Source organism: Pseudoalteromonas sp. NH0006-46 (genome assembly GCF_057547735.1).
On record NZ_BAAJML010000032.1, the window covers coordinates 1 to 596 of the forward strand.

Sequence of the window (596 nt, forward strand, 5' to 3'; positions counted from 1 at the left end):
ATTGGCTTTAGAGTAAAACGCTTCTATATCCTCAAATGGAAATGTCGAATGACCATGCTCATTTTTTTCTGCGTTATTTACTGACCACGAAAAGCTCACTGTTTGGTTTTGGCGGTCAAAATACACCTCACGTCTAGGTAGAATATAACGCGCTAAAATGGGACTGAAATTTAAAAAGAATAAGTTCCAACAAATAGTAATAAATAGAAAAGCCCATGGGTATTCCATATTATCCATAATAAAAACCCCAAAAATAGCCAGTATAGATACAAGACTGCCAAAAAACCCTAAAAAAATAGGCCCTAATGTTAACCCTAGCGTCCAATCCCCCGCATTATGAAAACCTAAATAGCGTCCTTCATTATCTAAGCTTTGAGGCTCTACTTTTTTATTATCCACTCTTTCTAATAAATAACGGACAATCATTAATCCTTTAGGTGAACTATACTCATACATTTTTGAGGAAATATAGTGTTTAAAGTTCTGCGAATTTTCTAATATTCTTGCATTTAGTTTTGCAAATTTATATGAAATTGACATTCTGTTCCTTACAGTTTTAAAATTTCGGTTTGCCAATCAATAGCATTTTCTGGCTC

1 pseudogene is annotated in these 596 nt (G+C 33.6%); it reads right to left on the reverse strand.

What is annotated here, in order from left to right:
• A pseudogene (locus AC27I2_RS19695) lies at positions 1 to 540 on the reverse strand (hypothetical protein); the annotation flags it as partial.
• Between the last annotated feature and the right edge of the window lie 56 nt (positions 541 to 596).